This window comes from Egibacter rhizosphaerae, from assembly GCF_004322855.1.
GTDB lineage: Bacteria > Actinomycetota > Nitriliruptoria > Euzebyales > Egibacteraceae > Egibacter > Egibacter rhizosphaerae.
In genome coordinates, this window is sequence record NZ_CP036402.1 from 4,015,463 (window position 1) to 4,036,775 (window position 21,313).

Annotated in this window: 16 protein-coding genes; 4 read left to right on the forward strand and 12 right to left on the reverse strand. The window is 71.3% G+C overall.

Going from position 1 to position 21,313, the window contains the following annotated elements:
• Positions 1-31: 31 nt before the first annotated feature.
• The 9 genes from ER308_RS18440 to ER308_RS18480 all read right to left on the reverse strand — a co-directional run bounded on the left by ER308_RS18440 (position 32) and on the right by ER308_RS18480 (position 9,139).
• Complete coding sequence (locus ER308_RS18440; protein WP_131156342.1) at positions 32-478, reverse strand: hypothetical protein; 447 nt, start codon at positions 476-478, stop codon at positions 32-34.
• Between the two features lie 118 nt (positions 479-596).
• On the reverse strand, positions 597-1,277 hold the full coding sequence (locus ER308_RS18445) for a hypothetical protein (protein ID WP_131156343.1): 681 nt from the start codon (positions 1,275-1,277) through the stop codon (positions 597-599).
• Entirely contained in the window at positions 1,277-2,284 is a 1,008-nt protein-coding gene (locus ER308_RS18450) for an ABC transporter ATP-binding protein (RefSeq protein WP_131156344.1), read from the reverse strand. Before ER308_RS18450 ends, ER308_RS18445 begins: the two co-directional genes overlap by 1 nt.
• A complete protein-coding gene (locus ER308_RS18455; RefSeq protein ID WP_131156345.1) occupies positions 2,281-3,159 on the reverse strand; it encodes an ABC transporter permease subunit in 879 nt (292 codons plus the stop codon). Before ER308_RS18455 ends, ER308_RS18450 begins: the two co-directional genes overlap by 4 nt.
• The gene (locus ER308_RS18460) at positions 3,156-4,058 is read right to left on the reverse strand and encodes an ABC transporter ATP-binding protein (protein WP_131156346.1); all 903 of its coding nucleotides are present in this window, start codon (positions 4,056-4,058) and stop codon (positions 3,156-3,158) included. Before ER308_RS18460 ends, ER308_RS18455 begins: the two co-directional genes overlap by 4 nt.
• A gap of 130 nt (positions 4,059-4,188) precedes the next feature.
• Entirely contained in the window at positions 4,189-6,336 is a 2,148-nt protein-coding gene (locus ER308_RS18465) for a S9 family peptidase (protein WP_131156347.1), read from the reverse strand.
• On the reverse strand, positions 6,333-7,733 hold the full coding sequence (locus ER308_RS18470) for a hypothetical protein (RefSeq protein ID WP_131156348.1): 1,401 nt from the start codon (positions 7,731-7,733) through the stop codon (positions 6,333-6,335). Before ER308_RS18470 ends, ER308_RS18465 begins: the two co-directional genes overlap by 4 nt.
• A 222-nt stretch (positions 7,734-7,955) precedes the next feature.
• A complete protein-coding gene (locus tag ER308_RS18475; RefSeq protein ID WP_131156349.1) occupies positions 7,956-8,567 on the reverse strand; it encodes a LysM peptidoglycan-binding domain-containing protein in 612 nt (203 codons plus the stop codon).
• A 224-nt stretch (positions 8,568-8,791) separates the two neighbouring features.
• Positions 8,792-9,139, reverse strand: a complete 348-nt coding sequence (locus ER308_RS18480; protein ID WP_205745722.1) for a hypothetical protein — start codon at positions 9,137-9,139, stop codon at positions 8,792-8,794.
• A gap of 1,866 nt (positions 9,140-11,005) precedes the next feature.
• Between ER308_RS18480 and fdhA the strand changes: the two genes are divergently transcribed.
• The 4 genes from fdhA to ER308_RS18500 all read left to right on the forward strand — a co-directional run bounded on the left by fdhA (position 11,006) and on the right by ER308_RS18500 (position 17,607).
• The gene (gene fdhA, locus ER308_RS18485) at positions 11,006-12,220 is read left to right on the forward strand and encodes a formaldehyde dehydrogenase, glutathione-independent (protein ID WP_131156351.1); all 1,215 of its coding nucleotides are present in this window, start codon (positions 11,006-11,008) and stop codon (positions 12,218-12,220) included.
• A gap of 306 nt (positions 12,221-12,526) precedes the next feature.
• Positions 12,527-14,449, forward strand: coding sequence for a molybdopterin oxidoreductase family protein (locus ER308_RS18490; protein WP_131156352.1), 1,923 nt, complete (start codon positions 12,527-12,529; stop codon positions 14,447-14,449).
• A 69-nt stretch (positions 14,450-14,518) separates the two neighbouring features.
• Entirely contained in the window at positions 14,519-16,651 is a 2,133-nt protein-coding gene (locus ER308_RS18495; RefSeq protein ID WP_131156353.1) for an NADH-ubiquinone oxidoreductase-F iron-sulfur binding region domain-containing protein, read from the forward strand.
• On the forward strand, positions 16,651-17,607 hold the full coding sequence (locus ER308_RS18500; protein WP_205745725.1) for a 2Fe-2S iron-sulfur cluster-binding protein: 957 nt from the start codon (positions 16,651-16,653) through the stop codon (positions 17,605-17,607). Before ER308_RS18495 ends, ER308_RS18500 begins: the two co-directional genes overlap by 1 nt.
• A gap of 272 nt (positions 17,608-17,879) precedes the next feature.
• On the opposite strand, the gene ER308_RS18505 is transcribed toward ER308_RS18500, so the two are convergent.
• From ER308_RS18505 to ahcY, 3 genes are all read right to left on the reverse strand, one after another.
• Entirely contained in the window at positions 17,880-18,779 is a 900-nt protein-coding gene (locus ER308_RS18505; protein WP_131156355.1) for a methylenetetrahydrofolate reductase, read from the reverse strand.
• The gene (locus tag ER308_RS18510; protein WP_131156356.1) at positions 18,776-19,795 is read right to left on the reverse strand and encodes a carbohydrate kinase family protein; all 1,020 of its coding nucleotides are present in this window, start codon (positions 19,793-19,795) and stop codon (positions 18,776-18,778) included. The genes ER308_RS18505 and ER308_RS18510 overlap by 4 nt, the downstream gene beginning before the upstream one ends.
• 105 nt (positions 19,796-19,900) lie before the next feature.
• Positions 19,901-21,214: an adenosylhomocysteinase gene (gene ahcY / locus ER308_RS18515; protein WP_131156357.1), complete on the reverse strand. Its 1,314-nt coding sequence runs from the start codon at positions 21,212-21,214 to the stop codon at positions 19,901-19,903.
• Positions 21,215-21,313 lie beyond the last annotated feature (99 nt).

Sequence of the window (21,313 nt, forward strand, 5' to 3'; positions counted from 1 at the left end):
CTTTCCTCATGGTGGTGCCACGGCGCTGTCGTCAGTGCGTGACGTTGCCGCCCTCGGCCTCGGCGCACGCGCGGGCGAGCCGGTGCGCGCGGCCCTCGTCGAGGCCCCGGGCCAGGCCCTCGAGGAGCGTGGCGAGATCGCAGGCGATGCTCAGGCGCACCATTCCCGGTTCGTCGTCCTCGACCACCTCCACCTCGTCGTGATGCGCGCGCAGTCGCAGGGGAGCGGTGGGTGGCCAGACGACCTCCTCGTCGTCGGCGTCGGCGGCGCGTTCCTCCTCGTCGGCGAGCCAGTCCCAGGTCTCGGGGGCGACCTCGGCCAAGCGCTCCGCCAGGCGGGGCACGTCGTCGGCCAAGCGGGCCAGCAGCCGGCCGACCTCGTGCAGGCGGTCGTCGACGCCGGCAGCGTGTTCGCGGCAGTAGAAGTGGTCGGGCGGGAGCGATTCCCCGCAGACCGCGCAGGCATCGTCTCGATACATCGCCCGCGAACCTACCCCCGACCGCACCCGGCGTGCACACCGGAGGGCGCATCGGCGAGTGCGTCCTCGGGCGGGCGGGTGTGGCGCCGGGTCGCGATGGAGCGGCTCGCCCCGGTGATCACGTGAGCCGATGTCGGCGCAGCAGCCAGACGGTGGCCGCGAAGCCGCCGGCGGTGATGACCAGGAGGCCCAGACCGGTCGCGGACGGGGCCCCGGTCGGGTCGGGCAGCCCGACGAATCGGTCGAGGAGTCCCGCCGCGTACCACCGCACGGACACGCGGCCGAGCGTGTCGCTGACGGCGACAGCCCCGCTCTCCCACAGCACGACGTAGACGAGGCCGACCACCAGTGCCCGGGGAACGCGTAGCCCGAGGCCCAGGAACACCGCGCCGTACGCGAGCGCCGCGAGCCCGGCCGCGAGCCCGGCGCCCGCCGCGGCGGGGCCCTGCCCGGCGACGAGCCCGGCGAGTGTGAGAGGCAGGACGGCGGCCGGCACCACGATCGTGGCGACGGCCAGGAAGGCAGCGGCGGCCAGCCTCCAGCGCGCCACGGGGGGGAGCCACACGTAGACGAGCCCGCCGTCCCGGTCGAGGTCGCCGAGGGTCGAGGACGCGATCACCAGGGTCACGAGGGGCACCAGCAGGCCGAGGCCCAGCGGTTCGAGCACGTCCCCGGCGGCACGCGCGTCGATGGTCGCGGTGAGCAGGACGAGCGCGATCCCACCGGTCACGATCACGAGGAGCCGGACCCGGGTGAGCTGCGTGCGCAGGAACGTGCGCCAGAGCTCCGTGAGGGCCATCACAACGACTCCCGGGTGCGCATCGTGCCCCCGTCGACGAGGTAGCGGAACACGCTCTCGAGGTCGTCGTCGAGCGGCACGACCTCCGACAGCCGCAGCCCCCGATCCCGCGCGGTGGTCGCCACGCGAGTGCGGAACGCCCCGATCGTCGTCGTCTCGACCTGGAGGCTCGTCGCCGTCAGCACCCGTGCGCCGGTGATCAGACCCGCGTCGAGCAGCGCCGCCCCGAGCCGTGCCGGCTCGTCGGTGCCCAACCGCAGGCGGTGGGGGCGGTCGTCCAGGAGTTCGCGGATGGCGGCCGGATCGCCCTCGGCGACCAGTCGGCCGGCGCTGAGCACGAGCACGCGCTCGGCGAGCGGTTCGACCTCGGCGAGCACGTGGCTCGAGAGGATCACGGCCCGCCCCTCGTCGCCGAGCCGGCGCAGGAGGTCGCTCATGTGGTGTCGCTGGGTGGGGTCGAGCCCGTTGAGCGGTTCGTCGAGGACCAGGAGCGTCGGATCGTGGACCAGGGCGTTGGCGAGCTTGACCCGTTGGCGCATGCCCTTCGAGTAGGTGCGCAGCGGTCGCCGGTCGTCGGGGTCGAGGAGGACCTGCTCCAGCGCCGCCGCAGCGGCCGCGTCGGCGTCGGCCCGGCCGTGGAGGATCGCGGCGAGGCGCACGAAGCGGCGCGCGTCGAGGCGGTCGATGAGTGCCTGTGCCTCGGGAACGTAGCCGAGTCCGCGACGGGCCTCGTGGTCGCTGCGTGGATCGCGGCCGCCCACGCGGACGGTGCCCTGCGAGGCGGGCAGCAGCCCGCACACCAGGCGGACCAACGTCGTCTTGCCGGCACCGTTCGGCCCGAGAAGGGCCGTGATCCCCGGACCCACGCGGGCGGACACGTCCCATAGGGCGACCACGTCACCGAGCTGGGCCGAGACGCGCTCGACCGCCACCGAGGGGCTCGCGGCGGCGCTCCCGGCGCTGATCGCATCACTCCCGGCGCTCATCGCGTCACTCCCGGCGCTCATCGCGTCACCTCCCCGCGGCGGTAGCGCAGCCACGTGAGCCCTCCGAACGCGGCGATCCAGGCGAGGACCGCGGCGAGGACCGCGCCCGTCGGGACCTGCGGCGCGTCGCCCGATTCCCCGTAGATCCGGTGTGCGAGCTCGGTCGGGCCGTCGAGGAGGGCCATGAGCACGAGCCAGGGGGTGACATCGAGCAGCTCGATGGCGATCTCGACGAGGGCATTGGATCCCAGCATCAGCGCGGCGAGGGCGACGCTCGCGTAGGCCCGGCGGTCGGTGAGGCTGCTGCCGGCCAGCGCGAGAGTCGTGTAGAAGGCGCTGAGCACGACGCCGGCGATGACGGGACGGACGAGCCCGGCAACCGTCGCGCCGACCCCGTCGGGCCCGAGACCGAGCAGGACGTAGCCGAGTTCGACCAGCAGCGGCGGTCCCGTGGTCACGAGCAGCAGCACCACGCCGAGCGCCGCGGCCTTGGCCGCGAGGTACGTGGCCGGCGACAGGGGCGACGCGAGGTAGAGGGCGAGGGTGCCCGAACGACGATCGGGGCACAGCGTCTCGGGGCCGGTGACCGCGACGAACAGGACGGTGACGGCGAGCAGCGTGGCGAGGAGCGCGGGGCCCTCCATCACGAACAACCGCGCGAGTTCCTCGGGCGTGACGACGGCGATCCCGATGAAGACCAGGACCGGCACGTAGGCGGTGATGAGGACCACGAGCGGCACGATCTTCGAGCGGAACGGCCGTCGCAGGCCGAGCAACCGCTGCACGGTGTGGACGGCGAGCGTCCACACTGCGGCCACGACACCGCGACGGGAACCTTCCCACGCTTGCACGCCCGTGTCGTGGATGCGTGCTCGCTGGACGGGGTCGAGGCTCATCCCGCCGCCTCCGCGTAGAGCTCCTGCAGCCCGACCGGCACCCGCTCCAGTCGGCGAATCCCCACGCCGCAGTCCGCGAGGGCGTCCCGCACCGCGTCGACCGCCGTGTCATCGGCCGCGGTCACCAGGAGACGGGACGAACCCTCGCCGGTGACCCGTAGCCCCGCCTCGCGCAGGTGCGGCACCAGCGCGTCGACCGGGCCCTCGACCTCGAGGAGCAACTCGTCGTGCTCGGCGTGCCCGCCGTCGAGCCGATGCTCGGCCACCACCCGCCCCTCGTCGAGGATGACGACCCCGTCCGCGACGCGCTCCACCTCGTGCAACAGATGCGACGAGAGAACCACGTCGCGGCCGAGATCGGTGCCCACGCGACGGATGAGGTCGAGCATCTCGTCGCGCTGCAACGGATCGAGGCCACTGGTCGGCTCGTCGAGCAGGACCAGCTCGGGGTCGTGGACGACCGCCTGGGCGAGCATCACGCGCTGTCGCTGCCCGGTGGACAACGTGCCCAGCGGTCGTCGGACCTCCTCGCCGAGCCCGGTCCACCGCAATGCCTCCGCGGCGCGACCCGCCGCGTCACGCGGGGGCAGACCGTGCAGGCGCGCGAGATGCCGCACGAAGTCCTCGGCGCCGACATCGGGTGGGAACGCATCGTGCTCGGGGCCGTAACCCAGGCGCGCGCGGATGTGTGGCCCGGCCTCCTCCGGTCGCAACCCGAGGACCTGCAACTCGCCGGCGTCGGGCCGCTGCAGGCCCAGCACAAGCGAGAGGAAGGTCGTCTTCCCGGCGCCGTTGGGCCCGAGCAGGCCCGTGATCCCGTGTCCGATCGTCAACGTGACGTCGGTGACGGCCGCCACCGGCCCGAAGGCCTTCGACACGTGTTCGGCTCGCAACTGCACGTCGGTCCCCCGCTGTTCGGCCGCCCGCAGCCTAGGTGCGGCTCCCGGGAGCCGCCATTGTCCCTGGTCGTCCCTGGTCGTCCCTCGTCCCTGGTGAGGCGGGTCGCCTGCGGGGCGTTCCGACGAGCGGCTACTCGGCGGGGCGGGGGAGGCTCTCGCGCAGGAACTCCGACTGCAGCTTGAGCAGGTTCTCGGTGACCGTCTCCTGCGGTGTCATGTGCGTCACGCCGGACAGCGGGAGCACGCGGTGGCTGCGGCCGTGCTCCAGCAACGCGCGGGAGAGTTGCAGGGTGTGGGCGGCCACCACGTTGTCGTCGGCGAGGCCGTGGATCAGGAGCAGCGGTCGTGCCAGGCGGTGTGCGTCCTCGAGGAGCGAGTTCCGCCGGTACGTCTCGGGAGCCGTGTCGGGATGGCCGAGGTAGCGCTCCGTGTAGTGCGTGTCGTAGAGCCGCCACTCCGTGACCGGGGCGCCGGCGATCGCGGCGTGGAAGCGGTCGGGTCGGCGCAGCACCGCGAGGGCGGCGAGGAAGCCCCCGAACGACCAGCCGCGGATCGCGACCCGGTTCCCGTCGAGGTCGTCGTGCGCTTCGAGGGCGGCGTCGAGGCCGGCGATCTGATCGGTGAGCGGGACGGCGGCGAGCTCGCCCGCGACGGCGTGCTCCCAGGCCGGCCCGCGGCCCGGGCTGCCCCGGCCGTCGACCACCAGGACCGCGAAGCCCTGCTCGGCGAACCACTGTGAGCCGAGGAACGCGTCGCGACGGCGCAGCACACGCTGCGCGTGGGGTCCCCCGTAGGGGTCGACGAGCACCGGCAGACGTCCCTGCGGGTCCAAGTGGGCGCTCGGGTCGGACGGTCGGAGCAGCGCGCCGCGCAGCCGTTCGGCTCCGAGCTCCAACATCTCGACGTTGGGGACGAGCTCGGAGTGTTCGGCGTGGTCCGCGATCCCGACCGGCGGCCCTTCCTCGGGCAGGACCTCCGTCGTGACCCCGGCGTCCCCGAGCCGCGCCTCCTGGCGCACGGTCACGCTGACCGTGCCGCTCGCCTGCGCGACGCCGCCGCCCCGATCGAGCCGAGCGGGCTCGTCCCGGTCGATGGGCACTCGCCACACGCCGATCTCGCTCGGGTCGTCGGCGCTCCCGGTGACGAGCAGGGCCGTGTCGTCCGCGTCCACGACCGACCTGATCTGCAGCCATGCCGGGGTCACCGGGCGACCGTCCACCCAGCAGCGTCGAGCGTCCGCCCGGATGTCCTCCGCCACGGTCAGCAGGCGCTCGCCCGGCAACCACCGCGGCGCGCCGGCGACGAGCTCGCCCCACGGCTGGTGCTCGTGCTGGACGAGCGCCTCGGTGGTCCCGCCCCGCGGGTCGAGGCGGTGGATCTCCAGCCGCTGCTGGTCACGGGACTGCAGCACGGCCAGCGGAGGTCCCTTGCGACTCCAGCGGACGGCGGCGAGGTACGGGAGCTCGTCGCGGTCCCAGTCGATCCCGCGGATGGTGCCGTCGAGGTCGACGATCGCGAGCGAGACGTCGGCATTGGCGGTGCCGGCCGCGGGGTAGCGGACCACCGTCGGTGCGCTCGCGGGGTCGGCGGGATCGGCGAGGTGCCACCGGCTGACCGGGGCCACGTCGACGCGCGCCACGGCGAGGGCATCGCCCTCGGGCGACCACCAGAATCCTCGGGTGCGTCCCATCTCCTCCGCGGCGACGAACTCCGCGAGCCCCCACGTCACGTCATGGTCGTCGTCGCCGACCAATTCGGCGGCCTGGCCGTCCGCGATGCTGGCGACCCACAGCGCGCCGTCGCGGACCCACGCGACCCGTTCGCCGGCCGGGTCGAGCCGCGGGTCGACGATCGGTCCCGGAAGCCGCAGCCACCGCGGCGGATCGTCGCCGGAGAGATCCACCAGCACGGCGTCGCCCGCCAGCGGCAGCACGGCACGTTCCACCCGGGCGTCCGTGGCGTACCGCACGATCCCCGCGGCCTGCTCACGTGCCCGCTCGCGGCGGGCGCGTTCCTCCGGGGGGAGGCCCTCCTCCTCGTCGCCCGCCACGAGCCCCTGGTGGTCCGCGACGCACCGCTCCCGGCCCGACGCGACGTCGAGCACCCAGAGCCGCTGGACGGGGTCGGTGCCGCCCTGTGAACGCAGGAAGACGACCCGTGACCCGTCCGGCGCGACGGCGAAGCTCCGCGGACGCCCGAGCGTGAACCTCCGGGTGCGTGCGGTTCGCGTCGGGAAGGTGGCGGCGGCGTGACCGCTCGCCTGCTGCGTCTCCGTCACGCCTGGCGGGTGGCGGCCGGTGCCTGCTGATCCACGTCCGGCGAGCCGGTGCCGTCGGCGTCGGCGGCGTCGGCGGTGGGATCGCCCCCGAGGTGGCCGTCGGCCGAGTCACCAGCAGCAGTCGGGGACACCTCGGAGGGTGCTGCCGTCGCGTCGTTCGCCGCTGCCTCGGTGGCGGCATCCCCGGGCGTGCTGTCGAGCTGGGCGCGCGCCTGTTGCGGGCAACGGGCTTCGTGTCCGGGCCGCACCCACGTCCAGGCGAGGCAGTGCGGGCACCGGGTGCCCTCCTTGACGATCGGGTTGCCCTCGAGCGCCTTGGGGAGCCCCACCGGCAGATCCGCGCAGACGAGTGCCTCGTACGCCTTCTCGGCGCGCTGCCGGTTCTCGCCGGCCAGCTTCTCGAGCGCCTCCTGGGGAGCCAGGTCGACGCCCTCGGCCGCCAGCAGCGCGATGAACGAAGCGGTCTCCGGGCGGGTGAGGTCGAGGCCGTCCAGCGTCGGCGCTTTCGCCGCGGCGGGTAGTTCGAGCGGGACCCCCCGCTCCTGCCACCGGCGCCACACGGCCAGCGCCTCCGCCCGATCCTGGTGGGCCGCACGCTCGAGCTGCTCGCGCACCCGCGCGTGCAGGCGCTCGCTGCGCCCGTGGTCGCGGGCCCAGGCGAGGGTCGCCTCGATCTCGGGGCTGTCCAGGTCGACACGATCGAGCAGGACGTCGACGCGGTCGGGATAGCGGTCCGCGACGAGGATGAGTGTGGCAACGGTGGGTGGCAGACGGTCCACGCCCTCGGCGAGCCGGCGAGAGACCTCCGGGTGGAGGGTGATGTCCGCGGCGACCTCTGCGGCCTCCGAGAGCCAGCGCGCGTCCGGCTCGTCGGGCAGAGGCAGCGGGAAGTCCGGCTCTCGATCGAGCACCGCGGAGGCGACCACCGGCCGCTGGCTGACGACCTCGGCGAGTTCCTGCAGGTTCTCGCGCAGCCACTCCCAGATCAGCCCTTGCGCCGCACGCACGTCCTCGGCCACCCGGTCCGCTTGACCGACGAGCCCGAGCCGGACCGCGGTGCGCAGCTGGGCGCGGGCCTTCTCGAGTGCCTGCGGTCGGTCGGCCAGCACCGGGCGGCACTCGTCGGGATGGGTGCGGAACAGCTCCCAGAGCGCGAACAGATCCCGGTAGCGGCCGCTCGCGGCCGACGCGACGAGATGGCGGGCCAGCGCGGCCGGTCCGAGCAGCGCGCCGGCGGTGACGGGGGGGAGGTCGGCGACGAGCGATTCGCGGGTGCTCTTGGGCAGTCGGGAGAGCTGCGGGTCGGGGTCCTGCACGTAGGACAAGGCCCGCTCGGTCGTGTCCCCGATGCGCTTCACCGCGTCCTTGGCCGTGACCTTCGTGGTCGTCGCACTCATCGGCGACCTCCTTCCTCGCTCGGTGCCGGCAGGCCGGCACCGACCTCGGCTCCAACCCGGCCGCCGTCGCGGGACCTGCCCTGGGGCCGGGCTACGGGGAATCCGCGCGAACTCGGGTGCACGGGGTCAGCGGGGTGCGGGCGCGGGCCGCGGACCCGCTGGTCTCACCGAGGATACTCACTCCGGCCGCCGCCCCGCGCGCCCAGCAGCCAGAGAGTGGCGTCAGGGTCCCTCGGCGTCCGGGATCTCGAGGGTCATGCCCGGCCTCAGGACGTCCTCGCTGGTGAGGTCGTTCGCCTCCGCGATGTCGCGCCACCGCTCCCCGTCGCCGTAGTAGTTCTCGGCGAGGCCGTAGAGGTGGTCGCCCTCCCGCACGTCGTGCTGGCTGACACCGGACGTGACGTCATCGGACTCGTCCGAGCCCTCCTGATCCTCCGAGTCGTCGGCCTCCTCGGAACTGTCGTTCCCCCCGTCCCCGTCCTCGCCGTCGTTGGCGGCCGCGGTGGCCTCGTCACCGTCATCGGCACCATCCTCAGCCTCGTCGCCACCATCCTCGTCATCCGCCGGTGCGTCCTCGGTGCCTCCGGCCTCGAGCGCGTCGATCTCCGCCTCGAGTTGCTCGATGTCCTCTTCGAGCGCCTCGTTCTCGGCCTCGAGCTCGGCGATGCGATCGGTGTCGTCCCCGGGCGCGCTCCAGCGGCCGACGGCGAACGCGAGGATCAGCACGACCGCCAGCACGGCCACTCGACCCCACAGGATGCGTCCGTCGGCGGGTGCGCGGGCGGGTGCCCCTCGGTCGTCCTCGAAGAGGTCGGGATCGTCGTAGTCGCTCATGGCGGGATCGTGTCCTCGGACGCCGGACTGGGTCTTCGGGGAAGTATCGCGACTCGGTGCTCCCGGAGCCCGTAGGCGTCGCGCCCGGCCATCCTCGCCGTCGCGTCGCCGGTCGTCCACCTCGTTCGGGGAGGGACACCCGTCCGGTGGACGATGCTGCCGAGTGAGAACAATGGGGAAAGGGGGCAGTCCCTTCGCGCGAGGTAGTTGTGGCGATGGGACCACTAGATGTTGGTGATGTGGCGGATCAGGTTGCGTACCACGAAGTCGGGTCGTAGCACACCAGCGTGTTGGCGGGCGGCAAGCGAGTCGGTGGTGGTGCGCACGCGCAGCCGCCGGTGAGCGGCCAGCGCGTCGCGGATGGCCCCGGCGAACCGCGCGTCATTCTGGCGGGGGCTGGCGACGTAGGGCACGTCGAGGTCGCCGTGGCCGTGGCTGGGCAGCTCCGGCGCACGCCAGTAGCCGTAGCGCGCCTGGTCGCGGGTCACCGGTCCGCTGACCACGGTCTGCTCGAGCAGCCGTACAACAGCAGCCCGCGGTCGTCCGCGTGCTCCGTCATCCCCGTCACCCATTGTCGAGTTGGTGGGATCGGTCGATCGGAAAGCACTCGAACCGGTCGTCACCTCGCAAGGCTTGCTGTGTTGACTCGCTACTTGCGATGTAGCTCTCGAACAGATCAGGAGGAGAATGGACGAGCCATGCCCGATCCTTGGGCCACCAACGATTCGCGCTGCCGTAAGGATGGAACGTACTGGCCTCCCCAATATGTCCGCGGAACACTCGGCCCGGTGCCTTCGGGTCGTCGCCCACCTCCCCTGGCCACAGCTCAAAGTAGCAGTCATGCGGCGTGGTGGTGTGACCTTCCAATACGTCGGACAGGGCCGCAGCTACATGTGGGGAGAGGCCACCGTCGTGAGGCTGTTCGAGCGTTCGACGCTCGGAGCTCGAAAGCTTGGTCGCTATGTCTCCCCAGCGCGTTTGAGGGCTCACATCCGTCGCGAGGGCCGATGCAGCCTCTGCCCACGTAACCCACAGCTCCTCCGAGGAGGCCCATCGAGCCGGATGCAACAGCCTTGTGATGGCGCTGTACGCAGCAGGAATCAGGTCCGCGACATACAGCCGTCCACGCTCGACCGGTAGTGGCGCCACCGGTGGTAGCCACTCTGCTGCACCGCGATCGACGGGAATCATCGCCCTCCGGATGGTAGACGCAACCTTACGCCCCAGGCCGCGTGACCACCCGCGGGTGGTCACGCGGCAGGGTCAGAGGTTACAGGGGTTGTGTGACCACCCCGACGTTGGCGCCGCGAACCGGTACTGCGAACCCCACGTGAACATGAGTCTCGCCTCTGTGCGCCACGTACCGCGCTTACACGGAGCTACGACTTGGCGGGTGTTCCACAGTCCCGGGGTTACCGGCGAGGGGGATGGTTATCGGAGTAGAGCGTTGCAATGCGCCCATCTGAATAGCGTTTCTGCAGGCGCATGGTGGCTTCCACGGTGACAGACGCTGAGCACCGGTAGCGAACCTTGCCGTCCATCGAGCCCGGCGTGCCGCTGGACGCATGGGGTTCTGGACGTTCTGCCAGACACACGATGAAACCATCTGAGGGGATACCTCGTCCGACTCACCAGCATCGTCGAACTCAACATATCCGCCAATCGTCTCGTATTCGTCTACGTCTATCGTCTCTCCCGAGTCCAGACGCTTCAACTCTTCGAGGAACGCGTCTGCTTCGTCCTCCCAGTCCCCGTCGTGGCCGGCCAGCGATGAATCTGCGTGCGCTGCACCAGCTAGCCAAACGAACAGCATCCCCAGCATCACGGCGACCACGAACATAAACCGTAGTGTGCTAGAGCGTTGAGTTACCATCTTATCCCCTGACCGCAGGATGTACATTGAGAAGGCTTGAAGCGCGCCGGTGTATATGTCAAGGGCCGGTGTCCCGGTCGAGGGCTGTCCGGATAGCGTTGTAACGGGTTCACATGGGACCATTCGCCGGCATCACGCTCGACGGACGGGGTCGGCGACCTCGACGTCGAGGTCGCCGGCCGTCGGCTTGTCTGCGTTCGCGAGCCGCGGCGGCGCTCCCGTCATCCGAACCGGTGGCAGTTGTGCGGGGGGCAAACCCAGCGGCGCTCACCTCGAGCCCGCAGCGGGCCTGCGCACGGGAGGGCCGGTCTTCACCTCAGGGGTGGTGCGCCAATCGCGGGAAGGGACGACCCCCTATGGTGAAAGGGATTCGTTCCTGTTCCCGATTCTTGACGGATGGCGGGATTCCGATCGAGGCCCCTACCGTCCCATGAACGTTTCGCGTAGCTTGCGAACGGGCCCATCGCCCCCGGCGAACCCCCGCTGCAGCGCCCCGCTGCTCGACGGCGACGCGTCGACCCGCAGGGGCGGAGGGGGGAGGCCCTCGAGGAAAGGATGGCACGCCATGGCCGGTAATCGAGTAGTGGTGTACCAGGGGCCGGGCGAGGTCTCGGTGGAATCGATCGACTATCCGAAGCTCGAACTGCCGGACGATGTCGTGACGGGGACGGGCGTGAAGCGCTCGGCGCCGCACGGCGTGATCCTGAAAGTGGTCTCGACCAACATCTGCGGCAGCGACCAGCACATGGTGCGCGGCCGCACGACCGCGCCCGTGGGGCAGACCCTCGGCCACGAGATCACCGGCGAGGTGATCGAGATGGGCGACGACGTGCTCTTCCTCAACCAGGGCGACATCGTCAGCGTGCCGTTCAACATCGCCTGCGGCCGCTGCGAGAAGTGCGACGAGCGCCAGACCGGTGTCTGCCTCAACGTGAACCCTGCGCGGCCCGGAGCCGCGTACGGCTACGTGGACATGGGCGGATGGATCGGGGGGCAGGCGGACTACGTCTTCGTGCCCTTCGCCGACTTCAACTGCCTCAGGTTCCCCGACCGGGACCAGGCCCTCGAGAAGATCAAGGACCTCACGATGCTGTCGGACATCCTGCCGACCGGCTATCACGGGGCCTACACCGCGGGTGTGACCACCGGATCGACGGTGTACGTCGCCGGCGCCGGGCCGGTCGGACTGGCCGCGGCGACCAGCGCGCAGCTGCTGGGGGCATCGGTCGTCATCGTCGGTGACATGATCGAGGAGCGGTTGGCCCAGGCACGCAGCTTCGGGTGCGAGACGATCAACCTGGCCGAGCCGGGCGAGCTCAACGAGAAGATCGCGGACATCCTGGGCGAACCCGAGGTGGACGCCGCGGTCGATGCGGTGGGCTTCGAGGCCGTGGGCAGTGGGCCCGACGCGGGCGAGCAGCCCGCCGCGGTGCTCAACGACATCATGAACGCGGCCAAGGTCGGCGCGGGTCTCGGCATCCCGGGCCTGTACGTGACCGGCGACCCCGGCGGGGTCGACGAGGAGGCCCAGATCGGCAGCCTGCGCGTCCGGCTGGGCCTCGGCTGGGCGAAGTCGCACCGCTTCCAGACCGGTCAGTGCCCCGTGAAGCGTTACAACCGGGGGCTGATGAAGGCGATCCTCGCCGATCGGGTGCCCATCGCGCGCAACGTGAACGCCCAGGTGATCTCGCTGGACGACGCGCCCGAGGGGTACCAGCAGTTCGACCGTGGGGCGGCGAAGAAGTTCGTGATCGACCCGCACGGGATGCTCAAGGCGTAACCCACCCACGCGGGTCGTGTGCACGACCGGGCCGGGGATCCACGCGGATTCCCGGCCCGACCTCCCCCTGGCGGCCTCCACGTCCGGCACACTGGGATCGTGGCTCGAGGGTCCCGCCGGGTCCTTTCGGGACACTGCCCCCAGTGACACACTGGGTACGCGCACAGCGCAACCGTTCCACATGAGGGAACGCCATCTGAGGGATGCCGTCGTGGGTTCAGCCGGGCCGGGTCCGGCACCGCGAGGATCCCGCCGCGGCGACCATGGTCGGCCGCGGGGACGCGCCACGGGCGCGAGGAGGACGACATGGGGGCTCGACACACGCGACTGACCCACCCGTTGGTGCGCGAGAGCGGCGAGTTGCGGCGCGCGACCTGGGAGGAGGCCCTCGGCCGTGCCGCGGCGGGGTTCCGTGACACGACCGCGGCCCACGGGCCCGCCTCGTTCGGGTTCTTCTCGTGCTCGAAGGCCTCGAACGAGGTGAACTTCCTGGCCCAGAAGTTCGCGCGCTCGGTGATCGGCACGAGCAACATCGACAGCTGCAATCGCACTTGACACGCGCCGAGCGTCGTCGGTCTGGCGACGGTCTTCGGTGCCGGGGGCGGCACCAGCTCGTACGAGGAGGTCGGTGAGACCGACATCGTGATCCTCTGGGGCTCCAACGCACGCGAGACCCACCCGATCTTCTTCCACCACGTCCTGAAGGCGGTCCACAGGGGCGCCCGGCTCGCCGTGATCGATCCGCGGCGCACCACCTCGGCGGCGTGGGCCGACACCTGGCTGGGGCTCGACGTCGGCACCGACATCGCACTCGCGCACACCATGGCCCGCGAGATCCTCGCGCAGGGCCTCGAGAACCGGGTGTTCATCGAACGTGCCACCAGCGGGTTCGATGCCTACCGGGAAGCGGTCGAGCCGTTCACCCTCGAGGAGGGGGAGCGCCTGACCGGTGTCCCGGCCGAGGCGATCCGCGATCTCGCCCACGCGTACGCGAAGGCCGACCGCGCGATCCTGTGCTGGACGCTCGGGATCACCGAGCACCACAACGCGGTCGACAACGTGCGGGCCCTCATCAACCTCGGGCTGCTGACGGGCCACGTGGGGCGCTACGGGTCGGGTCTCAACCCGCTGCGGGGCCAGAACAACGTGCAGGGCGGCGGGGACATGGGGGCGATCCCCAACAAGTTCCCCGGCTTCGTGGACGTCACCGACGCCGATGCGCGCGCCAGGTTCGAACGGGCGTGGGGTGTCGAGGGCCTGCCGGCCGAGAAGGGCTGGCACCTGTCCGAGATGTTCGAGGCCATGGAGCGGGGTGACCTGCGCACCCTGTACGTGCTGGGGGAGAACCCGGCCGAGAGCGAGGCGGACGTCGAGCACGCCCGTGCGCTCCTGCGCGGCCTGGACCACGTGGTCGTGCAGGACATCTTCCTCACGAAGACCGCGGAGCTCGCCGACGTCGTCCTGCCGGCGGCAGCCGACTGGTGCGAGTCCGAGGGGACGGTCACGAACTCCGAGCGACGGGTGCAGCGGATCCGCAAGGCCATCGATCCCCCTGGCGAGGCCCGGTCGGATCTGGAGATCCTCTGCGACCTGGCCCGCGAGCTCGGCCACGACTGGGGCAAGCCCACCGCCGAGGAGGTCTGGGACGAGCTACGCGGCCTCTCGCTCATGCACGCGGGGATGCGCTACGACCGTCTCGATGCGCTCGGCGGCATCCAGTGGCCCTGCCCGCACGAGGAGCATCCGGGCACCCAGTTCCTCCACGCGCGACTGTGGGAGGAGCCGCGCGAGGGAGCACCGGCCCCCTTCGCCCCCGTCGCACACGTGCCACCGGTCGACGAGCTCACGCCCGAGTATCCGATCCGGCTCACCACCGGCCGCCGGCTCGACGCCTACAACACGGGGGTGCAGAGCGGTGGGTACCGCAGCCCGATGCGCAAGCGGCGCGAGTCGCTGATGCTCTCGCCCGAGGACGCGGCCGCCCTCGGTGTCGAGGAGGGCGAGCTCGTGCGGGTGTCCAGCCGCCGCGGCGCGATCGACGCACCCGTCGCGCTCGACCCGACGCTGCGCCCGGGGCTGGCTTTCGCGACGCTGCACACCTCGAGCGAGCTCGACACCAACGTTCTCACCAACGATGCGTGGGACCCGAAGTCGGGGACCGCGGAGTTCAAGGCCACGGCGATCCGCGTGGAGAAGCGGGTCGCCGTCCCCGGGGTGGCGGCGATGTGAGCACGGTCCCGCTGACCGGCGTCCGATCACTCGGATGCGTCGGCACCGGACGCGAGCAAGGAGACGCGGTTGGATCTGCACCTGCGGGGGGCGACGCCGACGCCCGAGGAGAAGGAGGCCGTCGACGCGCTGCTGGGGCCGCCGACGACACGGTGGGAGGACGCGACGCTCGCCGGGATCCCCACGATCGTTCCCGATGCGGATACCGCGGCCCGTGACGGGCACGCGGGCAGCGGGCACGGGGGCAACGGGCACGGGGGCAACGGGCAGGGTCCCGCCGACCTGCGCACCTCGACCGCCGGGCAGGCCGCGCGCGCCCGACGCCACCTGCTGCTGCCCGCGCTGCACGCGGTCAACGATGCGGTCGGGTGGGTCAGCGAAGGGGCGCTCGAGTACATCTGCGGCCGGCTCACCGTGCCGCCGGCCGAGGCCTACGGGGTGGCGACGTTCTACGCGCTCTTCTCGGTCACGCCGCGCCCACCCCGCATCGCCCATGTGTGCGAGGACCTCGCGTGCAGGGCCGGCGGCGCGGACGACCTGATCGCCGACCTGGAGGAGGCCTACGGCCCGCCCGGCCCGCCGTCCGACGTCCGCCACGGTGAGGCCGCCGCCTCCGGGGCCGACGTCGACGACGGGGCGCCGACCGACGGTGTGATGTGGGAGCGCAGCCCCTGTCTCGGGCTCTGCGAGCGGGCTCCGGCCGTGTGGCTGCAGCGCGCGGGGGAGGACGACGCGGTCTGTGCACCGGCCGACGTCGAAACGGTGGCCCGTGGGCTCGCCGGCGAGGACCGGCCGGCGCCATCCGTCATCGCGAGCGTGCCGCAAGTCGCCGTGGACGGCCCACCCCGGCCCGAGGTCGGACTGCGGTTCCTCGCCCGCGTCGGCCGCGTCGACCCGACCGACCTCGACGCCTACCGTGCGGCCGGGGGCTATCAGGCCCTGCGGACCGCGGTGGGGCTCGGTCCGCGGGGCGCGTTGCGCGAGGTCAAGGACTCGGCGCTCGCCGGACGAGGGGGCGCGGCGTTCCCGTTGGGGATCAAGTGGGAGGCGGTGGCGAGCGCGCCCGAGCACCCGCACTACGTGGTCGCGAACGCCGACGAGTCCGAGCCGGGCACCTTCAAGGACCGCGTGCTCATGGAGGAGGATCCCTTCGCGGTCGTCGAGTCGATGACCCTGGCCGGGTTCGTGACCGGCAGCGAGCTCGGCTACGTCTACCTGCGGGGCGAGTATCCGCTCGCGCACGCTCGGCTCGAGCACGCGATCGAACAGGCCCGGGAACGGGGGTTCCTGGGGCGGGACGTCATGGGGGAGGGCTTCGCCTTCGACCTCGAGATCCGCCGGGGCGGCGCTGCCTACATCTGCGGCGAGGAGACCGCCCTGCTCGAGTCGATCGAGGGCAAGCGCGGCGAGCCACGGCAGAAGCCGCCGTTCCCCACCCAGGTCGGCCTGTTCGCCAAACCGACCGCGATCAACAACATCGAGACCCTCGTGGCCGGCCTCCACGTGCTCACCGACGGCGGTCCCGGCTACGCGTCGATCGGCACGGACCAGTCGACCGGCACGAAGCTGTTCTGCGTATCGGGGTCGGTGCGCCACCCCGGCCTCTACGAGGTCACGTTCGGTGCGACGGTGCGGGAGGTGCTCGACCTCGCCGGCGGCGTCCCCGGGGAGCGAAGTCTCCAGGCCGTGCTGCTCGGAGGTGCGGCCGGGACCTTCCTGCGTCCGGACCAGCTCGACACGCCGCTGACGTTCGAGGGCACCAAGGCCATCGGGCAGGCGCTGGGCTCGGGGGTCGTGATGGCGTTCGACGAGTCGGTCGACCTGCTCGGCATGCTCGGGCGGGTCGCGGCCTTCTTCCGCGACGAGTCGTGCGGGCAGTGCGTGCCGTGCCGGGTCGGCACGGTCCGTCAGGAGGAGTCGCTGGCCCGGATCGCCGACGGTGCTGATCCCGCCGCCGAGCTGGAGCTCCTGGACGACGTCGCGCAGGTCATGGCCGACGCGTCGATCTGCGGGCTGGGGCACACCGCCCCGAGCGCGCTGCGCTCCGCACTGTCGCAGGGGTTGCTGCCATTCGCGTCCTCCGGGGGCGGTACGTCCGGGGGCGGTACTTCAGACGGAGGCGGCGCCTCCTCCGGGGGCGGTACGTCCGAGGGTGAGACGTCCGAGGGTGAGACGTCCGAGGGCGCCGGGAGGGGACGCTGATGAGTGCGGTGATGGTCGGTCTGCCACGGCGGCTCGTCACGATCGAGCTCGACGGGGTCGAGGTACGGGTGCCCGAGGGCTCGACACTGCTCGAGGCTGCACGCGAGCAGGGCACCGGCACGCCGACCCTCTGCTACCTCGAGAACCTGACACCGGTCAATGCCTGCCGCGTCTGTGTGGTGGAGGTCGAGGGGCAGCGCACCCTCGCACCGGCCTGCTCGCGCCCCGTCGAGGACGGGATGGTCGTGCGGACCGACTCCGAGCGGGTCCGCCTGTCCCGCAGGATGGTGCTCGAGCTGCTGGCCTCCTCCGTCGACCTCTCGCTCGCGAGCGACGAGATCAAGGGGTGGATGGACGAGTACGGCGTGCAACCCGACCGCTACGGTCCCCCGAGGCCGCCCGCGGGTCCGGGTGAGCGGGATGCGCTGCGTCCCGGCCACCACGAGCCGCCCGATGGGTGGACCGCCGCGACCGTCGCCCAGCCCGCCAAGGTGCAGGACTCGTTGTACGTCCGGGACTACTCGAAGTGCATCCTGTGCTACAAGTGCGTGGAGGCGTGCGGGGAGGACGCGCAGAACACCTTCGCGATCGCCGTCGCGGGCCGGGGGTTCGACGCGCGCATCTCGACGGAGTTCAACGTCGAGCTGCCCGATTCGGCCTGCGTCTACTGCGGGAACTGCATCGGTGTGTGCCCGACTGGGGCGTTGATCCCCAAGAGCGAGTGGGACCTGCGTCAGCAGGGGGAGTGGGCCCCCGAGCGCCAGCACACGACCGAGACCATCTGCTCGTTCTGCGGGGTGGGGTGCTCGCTGGAGCTCACGGTGCAGGACAACCGGATCGTGCGCGCGGACTCACCGCTCGATCACTCGGTCACCCAGGGCCACCTCTGCGTGAAGGGGCGGTTCGGGTTCCAGCACGTGCAGAACTACCCGGACGAGCCGTTGCCGGGAACCTGAGCACTCGGGGCCGACCATCCGCGCGTTGACCGCGCAGCGGTGTTGCACCGGCCTGACGAGGTCGATCCGTTGCAACATCTCGCACTCGATCGACCTCGACAGGACGGTGCAAGGCTCCCGCTGGCATCCGCGGCAATCCAGTGCGAAATCTCGCGCCGCATTGATGTCGACATTCGCGCGCAGGGGGTGACACAGATAGCGCGCGGCGCTCGCGGGGGAGACGAGCGCCGCGCGCAGGGGTGGTCGTGACCGCCTCGACGGCGGGTTGTGCGCTACACCTCCCGGGGGAGGCCGAGGTTGCGCAGGACCTCGCTGGTGGCTTGCGCCCGGTTGAGCGCGTACAGGTGCAGGCCCGGGGCGCCCTCGTCGAGCAGGCGCTTGGCCAGATCGGTGGCGGTGTCGACCCCGATCCGGCGGACCTCGTCCGGGTCGTCGGCGACCGTGTCGAGGCGCGTGGCGAGCTCCGCGGGCACCTCGGCACCGGACATCGCCGCGAACTTCTGCACCTGCTTCGCGTCGGTGATCGGGATGATGCCGGGGATGATCGGCGTCTCGACCCCCAGCGCCGAGAGATCCTCGATGAACGCGAGGTAGTCCTCGGCCCGGAAGAAGAACTGCGTCACGCCGAAGTCCGCGAGTTGCAGCTTCGCCGCCTGGTGCTTGCGGTCGGTCTCGCGGTCGGGCGCGGCGGGATGGCCCTCGGGGTGCGCGGCCGCACCGACCGAGAAGTCGGCCACCTCCCGGGCCAACTCCACCAGCTCCCAGGCGCGCTTCAACTCACCCACGTCGGTGAGCTCGGGATTGTCCTTCGGCGCGTCGCCATGGAGAGCGAGCACGTTCCGCCGGCCCTTGTGGTGGTACCCGGTGAGGAGCCCGCGCAGATGCGCCCGCGACGAGCCGATGCACGTGAGGTGGGGCATGGTGGTGTAGCCCGCACCGACCGCGTCGTCGACGATCGTCTGCGTCCGGTCCTGGGTCGAGCCCCCCGCCCCGTAGGTCACGGACACGAACGAGAGACCGAAGGGGGTCAGTTCCTCGAGCGCTCCCTGTAGGTTGGCCCGGCCCTGGTCGGTCTTCGGGGGGAAGAGCTCGATCGAGTACGTGGGCCCCGCAGCGAGCAGCTCGCCGATCTTCGGGTCCGGACGGGTCCGGGTCACGGGTTCGGCGCTCATCGGTCGCCCCCGGCAGCCAGGGCCGTGTCCTCACCGAGCAGCGCTTCCGCATCGGCCACGGCATCGTCGCCGTAGGCCCGCGCGAACCGATCGAGAGCGCCGTTGCCGCGCAGCCGGTACTCCTGCGGCCCGACCGACTCGAGGGTGAGCGTGGCGACGAGGGAGCCGATCTGCGCGGACCGCTCAAGCGGGAGGTCTTGGCCCACGCCGGCGAGGAAGCCCGCGCGGAAGGCGTCGCCCACCCCGGTGGGCTCGAGCTTCGCGTCGGGCAGCGGCGGCACGACCGGGACCTCGATCGGCTCCTCGCCCTCGCGCTGGATCACGCAACCCTGCGGCCCGTACGTGGTGACTCGCAGGTCGACCCGCTTGAGGACCTCGGCGGTCGACCAGCCGCTCTTCTCCTCGATGAGCGCGGCCTCGTAGTCGTTCGACAACAGGTACGTCGCCCCGTCGACGAGCTCACGGACCCCGTCACCCTCGAGGCGGGGGAGCTGCTGGCTCGGGTCCGCCGCGACCTGCCAACCCGCCTCCAAGGCCTCGCGGGTGTGGCGTGCCATCGCCCCGGGGTCGTTCGGGCAGACGACCACGAGATCGGGCTCGCCGTGCGACCGGGCGAGCTCGTCGAGGTCGATCTGCGCGGCCTCGCTCATCGCGCCCGGATAGAACGAGGCGATCTGGTTCTGCTCGGTCTCGTCGGTGGTGCAGAGGAACATCGCGGTGTGCTGCTGCTCGGACACCCGTACCGCCGACGTGTCGACGCCGTGGGCAGCGAGGTGCGGCTCGTACTCGTTGAAGAAGTCACGGCCGACGGCGCCCACGAGCAGCGGCGACAGGCCGAGCTGTCCCATCCCGAAAGAGATGTTCGCGGCGACGCCTCCACGCCGGATCTCGAGGTCGCTGATCAGGAACGACAGCGAGACCCGGTCCAGCTGGTCGGCGACCAGCTGGTCGGTGAAGCGTCCTGGGAAGCTCATCAGGTAGTCGGTCGCGATCGATCCGGAGACGGCGATGCGCACGGTGGTTCCCTTCGGCTGCGGGTGACGGTGACGCGGTGCGGGGAGCGGCTGGCCCACCGGGCGGGGAGCTCCTGGCTGTCCCACCCGGCCGCCCTCCCGCAGCCGCTAGTAGCGGTAGTCGTCGCGCTTGTAGGGGCCCTCGATCGGCACGCCGAGATACTTCGACTGCGCCGGAGAGAGGGTCGTGAGCTTCGCGCCGAGCTTGTCCAGGTGCAGGCGCGCGACCTCCTCGTCGAGGTGCTTCGGCAGGACGTAGACGTCCTTGTCGTACTTCTCGGAGTTGTGCCAGAGCTCGATCTGGGCGAGCGTCTGGTTGGTGAACGACTGGCTCATCACGAACGAGGGGTGCCCCGTCGCGTTGCCGAGGTTCACCAGGCGGCCCTCGCTCAGCAGGATGATCGAGCGGCCGTTCGGGAGGTGCACCTTGTCGACCTGCGGCTTGATGTTCTCCCACTCGTAGGAGCGCAGCCTCGCGGTCTGGATCTCGGTGTCGAAGTGACCGATGTTGCAGAGGATCGCGTGGTCCTTCATCTCGAGGATGTGCTCGAGCGTGACCACGTCGTCGCAGCCCGAGGCGGTCACGACGATGTCGACGTCGCTGATCACGTCCTCGAGGAGCTTGACCGGGTACCCCTCCATGAGGGCCTGGAGCGCGCAGATCGGGTCGATCTCGGTGACGGTCACCTGCGCGCCGAGCGAGGACAGTGCCTGGGCGGAGCCCTTGCCGACGTCGCCGTAGCCGATCACGACCGCCTTCTTGCCGGCGATCATCGAGTCGGTCGCCCGCTTGATCCCGTCCACCAGCGACTCCCGGCAACCGTAGAGGTTGTCGAACTTCGACTTGGTGACGGAGTCGTTCACGTTGATCGCCGGGGTGCCGAGCTTGCCCTCGCGAGCGAGGTTGTGGAGCTCCATCACGCCGGTGGTGGTCTCCTCGCTGACCCCGCGGATCCCCTCGAGGAGGTGCGGGTACTCCTCGTGGACGAGCGCGGTGAGGTCACCGCCGTCGTCGAGGAGCATGTTCGGCCCCCGGCCGTCGCCGAAGTCGAGGGTCTGGCGGATGCACCAGACGTACTCCTCCTCGGTCTCGCCCTTCCAGGCGAAGACGGGGGTCCCGGCCGCGGCGACCGCCGCCGCCGCCTGGTCCTGGGTGGAGAAGATGTTGCACGAGGACCAGCGGACCTCGGCGCCGAGCGCCTGCAGCGTCTCGATCAGCACGGCCGTCTGGATGGTCATGTGCAGACAGCCGGCGATGCGGGTGCCGGTGAGCGGCTTGTCCTCGGCGTGACGCTCACGCAGCGCCATGAGACCGGGCATCTCGGTCTCGGCGATCTTGATCTCGGCCCGTCCCCACTCGGCGAGGCCGATGTCGGCCACCTTGTAGTCGTCGTGTGCTGGGCGGGATGCGGTCTCGGTCACAGTGACTCCCTGTCGATCGTTTTCGGTCGTTCCGTCGTTCACTTGCGCGGCTCACGCGGCGCTGCGCCGCGGGCGCGCGACGATGCCCGCCGTCCACCC

Excerpts from the sequence above, each read along its gene's own strand:
- ER308_RS18440 (WP_131156342.1), bottom strand. The coding sequence starts at position 478 with ATGTATCGAGACGATGCCTGCGCGGTCTGCGGGGAATCGCTCCCGCCC.
- ER308_RS18445 (WP_131156343.1), bottom strand. The coding sequence starts at position 1,277 with ATGGCCCTCACGGAGCTCTGGCGCACGTTCCTGCGCACGCAGCTCACC.
- ER308_RS18450 (WP_131156344.1), bottom strand. The coding sequence starts at position 2,284 with ATGAGCGCCGGGAGTGACGCGATGAGCGCCGGGAGTGATGCGATCAGC.
- ER308_RS18455 (WP_131156345.1), bottom strand. The coding sequence starts at position 3,159 with ATGAGCCTCGACCCCGTCCAGCGAGCACGCATCCACGACACGGGCGTG.
- ER308_RS18470 (WP_131156348.1), bottom strand. The coding sequence starts at position 7,733 with ATGAGTGCGACGACCACGAAGGTCACGGCCAAGGACGCGGTGAAGCGC.
- ER308_RS18475 (WP_131156349.1), bottom strand. The coding sequence starts at position 8,567 with ATGAGCGACTACGACGATCCCGACCTCTTCGAGGACGACCGAGGGGCA.
- ER308_RS18480 (WP_205745722.1), bottom strand. The coding sequence starts at position 9,139 with ATGGGTGACGGGGATGACGGAGCACGCGGACGACCGCGGGCTGCTGTT.
- fdhA (WP_131156351.1), top strand. The coding sequence starts at position 11,006 with ATGGCCGGTAATCGAGTAGTGGTGTACCAGGGGCCGGGCGAGGTCTCG.
- ER308_RS18500 (WP_205745725.1), top strand. The coding sequence starts at position 16,651 with ATGAGTGCGGTGATGGTCGGTCTGCCACGGCGGCTCGTCACGATCGAG.
- ER308_RS18505 (WP_131156355.1), bottom strand. The coding sequence starts at position 18,779 with ATGAGCGCCGAACCCGTGACCCGGACCCGTCCGGACCCGAAGATCGGC.